At 53.0% G+C, this 3,674-nt stretch carries 2 protein-coding genes; one reads left to right on the top strand and one right to left on the bottom strand.

Going from position 1 to position 3,674, the window contains the following annotated elements; all coding sequences use genetic code 11:
• Nucleotides 1-57: 57 nt before the first annotated feature.
• Nucleotides 58-1,881 carry a ribosome-dependent GTPase TypA gene (gene typA, locus QRD42_RS05050; protein WP_072571408.1) on the bottom strand — a complete coding sequence of 608 codons (1,824 nt, stop codon included), beginning with the start codon at nt 1,879-1,881 and terminating at the stop codon, nt 58-60.
• A 380-nt stretch (nt 1,882-2,261) separates the two neighbouring features.
• On the opposite strand from typA, the gene glnA reads away from it, so the two are divergent.
• Nucleotides 2,262-3,671 (top strand): glutamate--ammonia ligase, encoded by a 1,410-nt coding sequence (gene glnA, locus QRD42_RS05045; protein WP_072571409.1) that lies wholly within the window; start codon nt 2,262-2,264, stop codon nt 3,669-3,671.
• Nucleotides 3,672-3,674: the final 3 nt, after the last annotated feature.

Raw genomic sequence — 3,674 nt, 5'->3', positions numbered from 1 at the left:
GGAAATAAAAAAGCCCCGTCTTTGCAGACAGGGCTTCGTTTTCAGTACGAAATCGGCTTACGCGTCTTTCGGACCACGCATCGCGCGTTTACGGTCGTTCTCGGTCAGGTGACGTTTACGGATACGGATAGAGGTTGGGGTAACTTCTACCAGTTCGTCGTCATCGATGAACTCCAGCGCCTGCTCCAGCGACATTTTGATCGGCGGAACCAGAACCGTGGCTTCATCAGTACCGGAAGCACGCATGTTGGTCAGCTTCTTACCGGTCAGACAGTTTACTGTCAGATCGTTAGAACGGCTGTGGATACCGATGATCTGGCCTTCGTACACTTCTGCACCGTGACCCAGGAACAGCTTACCGCGATCCTGCAGGCTGAACAGCGCAAACGCGACTGCTTTACCCTGGCCGTTGGAGATCAGCACGCCGTTGTTACGCTGGCCGATTTCGCCCGGCTTAACATCGTCGTAGTGGCTGAAGGTGGAGTACAGCAGACCGGTACCGGAGGTCATGGTCATGAACTCGGTACGGAAGCCGATCAGGCCACGTGCCGGGATCAGGTAATCCAGACGAATACGGCCTTTGCCGTCAGGGATCATGTCTTTGACATCGCCCTTACGCTCGCCCATTGCCTGCATTACCGCGCCCTGGTGCTGTTCTTCGATGTCCAGCGTCACGTTTTCGAACGGCTCCTGCATACGGCCATCGATCATACGGTTGATAACTTTCGGACGGGAAACCGCCAGCTCAAAGCCTTCACGACGCATGTTTTCGATAAGTACGGACAGGTGCAGTTCACCACGACCGGATACACGGAACGCGTCCGCATCTTCGGTTTCTTCAACGCGCAGCGCCACGTTGTGCACCAGCTCTTTGTTCAGGCGGTCAAGGATCTGACGGGAGGTAACGAATTTACCTTCTTTGCCACAGAACGGAGAGGTGTTGACGTTAAAGAACATGGTAACGGTCGGTTCATCAACAGACAGAGCCGGCAGCGCTTCGACATTCTGCGGATCGCAGATGGTGTCGGAGATGTTCAGCTCGCCCAGACCAGTGATCGCGATGATGTCGCCCGCTTCAGCTTCAGTGGATTCGATACGTTCCAGACCGAGGTGGCCCAGCACTTTACCCACTTTACCGTTACGCGTTTTACCTTCGCTGTCGATGATGGTCACTTGCTGGTTCGGTTTCACCTTGCCGCGTTTGATGCGGCCGATGCCGATAACACCAACATAGTTGTTGTAATCCAGCTGGGAGATCTGCATCTGCAGCGGACCATCAAGGTCAACGTTCGGCGCAGGTACATGGTCAACAATCGCCTGGTACAGCGGGGTCATGTCTTCCGCCATATCAGTGTGATCGTTACCGGCGATGCCCATCAGTGCAGATGCATAGATGATAGGGAAATCGAGCTGCTCGTCAGTCGCGTCGAGGTTAACGAACAGGTCAAATACCTGATCGACAACCCAGTCCGGACGCGCGCCAGGACGGTCAACTTTGTTAATAACAACAATCGGCTTCAGGCCGTGTGCAAACGCTTTTTTGGTAACAAAGCGAGTCTGCGGCATTGGGCCATCCATTGCGTCAACCACCAGCAGCACGGAGTCTACCATGGACATAACACGTTCAACTTCACCACCGAAGTCGGCGTGACCCGGGGTATCAACGATGTTGATACGGTAGTCATTCCATTTAATAGCGGTGTTTTTAGCGAGGATGGTAATCCCACGCTCTTTCTCCAAATCGTTGGAGTCCATCACGCGTTCGGTCGTTTCAGCACGCTCGCTGAAAGTACCGGATTGCTGCAGGAGCTTGTCAACCAGGGTAGTTTTACCGTGGTCAACGTGAGCAATGATGGCGATGTTACGCAAATTTTCGATCACAACTTTGCCTCAGGCATTAGAAATAGCGCGTTATTGTACACGTATTAATCGCAGTACAGAACAGGATCACAAAGAACCTTTACAAACAATACGGAAAGTAAGGCTTTGTGATCGCTTTCACGGCGCAGTAAAGGGGTGCCTTAACGAAAATTGCACCAATATAGTGCTTGTGGTTCACAATCAAGCACTATATTGGTGCAATGTTTCCATTCTGGTGCAGCCCTTTTGCACTATGACGTGCATGATAACGCCTTTTGGGGGTGTTTTTAAAGTTGGCACAGATTTCGCTTTATATCCTGCAGAGCAACAATGCCGATTATGAGCAGTGTTTTCTGACCTCGTTACCACGACGACAATGACAAAATCCGGGAGAGTTAAGTATGTCCGCTGAACACGTTTTGACGATGCTGAATGAACATGAAGTGAAGTTTGTCGATTTGCGCTTCACCGATACCAAAGGTAAAGAACAGCACGTCACTATCCCGTCCCATCAGGTTAATGCCGAATTCTTCGAAGAAGGCAAAATGTTTGATGGCTCCTCGATTGGTGGCTGGAAAGGTATCAACGAATCCGACATGGTGTTGATGCCTGACGCGACTACCGCTGTCATTGACCCGTTCTACGAAGAAACCACGCTGATCATCCGCTGCGATATCCTGGAACCAGGCACCCTGCAGGGCTATGACCGTGACCCGCGTTCTATCGCCAAGCGCGCTGAAGAGTATCTGCGCTCCACCGGCATCGCCGACACCGTACTGTTCGGGCCAGAACCAGAATTCTTCCTGTTCGACGACATCCGTTTCGGCAGCTCCATCTCCGGCTCTCACGTTGCTATCGATGATATCGAAGGCGCATGGAACACCGGCACCAAATACGAAGGCGGTAACAAAGGTCACCGTCCGGCCGTGAAAGGCGGTTACTTCCCGGTTCCACCGGTCGATTCTTCACAGGATCTGCGTTCCACCATGTGTCTGGTGATGGAAGAAATGGGTCTGGTGGTTGAAGCTCACCACCACGAAGTGGCAACCGCCGGTCAGAACGAAGTGGCAACCCGCTTCAACACCATGACCAAAAAAGCCGACGAAATTCAGATCTACAAATATGTCGTGCACAACGTGGCGCACCGCTTCGGTAAAACCGCGACCTTTATGCCGAAACCGATGTTCGGTGATAACGGTTCCGGTATGCACTGCCATATGTCCCTGTCCAAGAACGGCACCAACCTGTTCTCTGGCGACAAATATGCCGGTCTGTCTGAGCAGGCGCTGTTCTACATCGGCGGCGTAATCAAACACGCTAAAGCGATCAACGCCCTGGCGAACCCGACCACCAACTCTTACAAGCGTCTGGTCCCGGGTTACGAAGCGCCGGTTATGCTGGCTTACTCTGCCCGTAACCGTTCTGCCTCTATCCGTATTCCGGTAGTTGCTTCTCCGAAAGCGCGTCGTATTGAAGTGCGCTTCCCGGATCCGGCGGCTAACCCGTACCTGTGCTTCGCTGCACTGCTGATGGCTGGCCTTGACGGTATCAAGAACAAGATCCACCCGGGCGAAGCGATGGACAAAAACCTGTATGACCTGCCGCCGGAAGAAGCCGCAGAGATCCCACAGGTTGCAGGCTCTCTGGAAGAAGCACTGAATGCGCTGGACGCAGACCGTGAGTTCCTGACCGCTGGCGGCGTATTCACTGACGACGCGATCGATGCTTACATCGCTCTGCGTACCGAAGAAAACGACCGTGTGCGCATGACGCCGCACCCGGTTGAGTTTGAACTGTATTACAGCGTTTAATTA

Source organism: Enterobacter sp. PGRG2 (genome assembly GCF_030291195.1).
Taxonomy (GTDB): domain Bacteria; phylum Pseudomonadota; class Gammaproteobacteria; order Enterobacterales; family Enterobacteriaceae; genus Enterobacter_D.
Note: the sequence above shows the minus strand (reverse complement) of the source record. Positions and strands in the feature narration are given on the sequence as shown.

Bases quoted from the DNA above. Each gene is read 5' to 3' on its own strand.
- glnA (WP_072571409.1), top strand. From the start codon at position 2,262: ATGTCCGCTGAACACGTTTTGACGATGCTGAATGAACATGAAGTGAAG.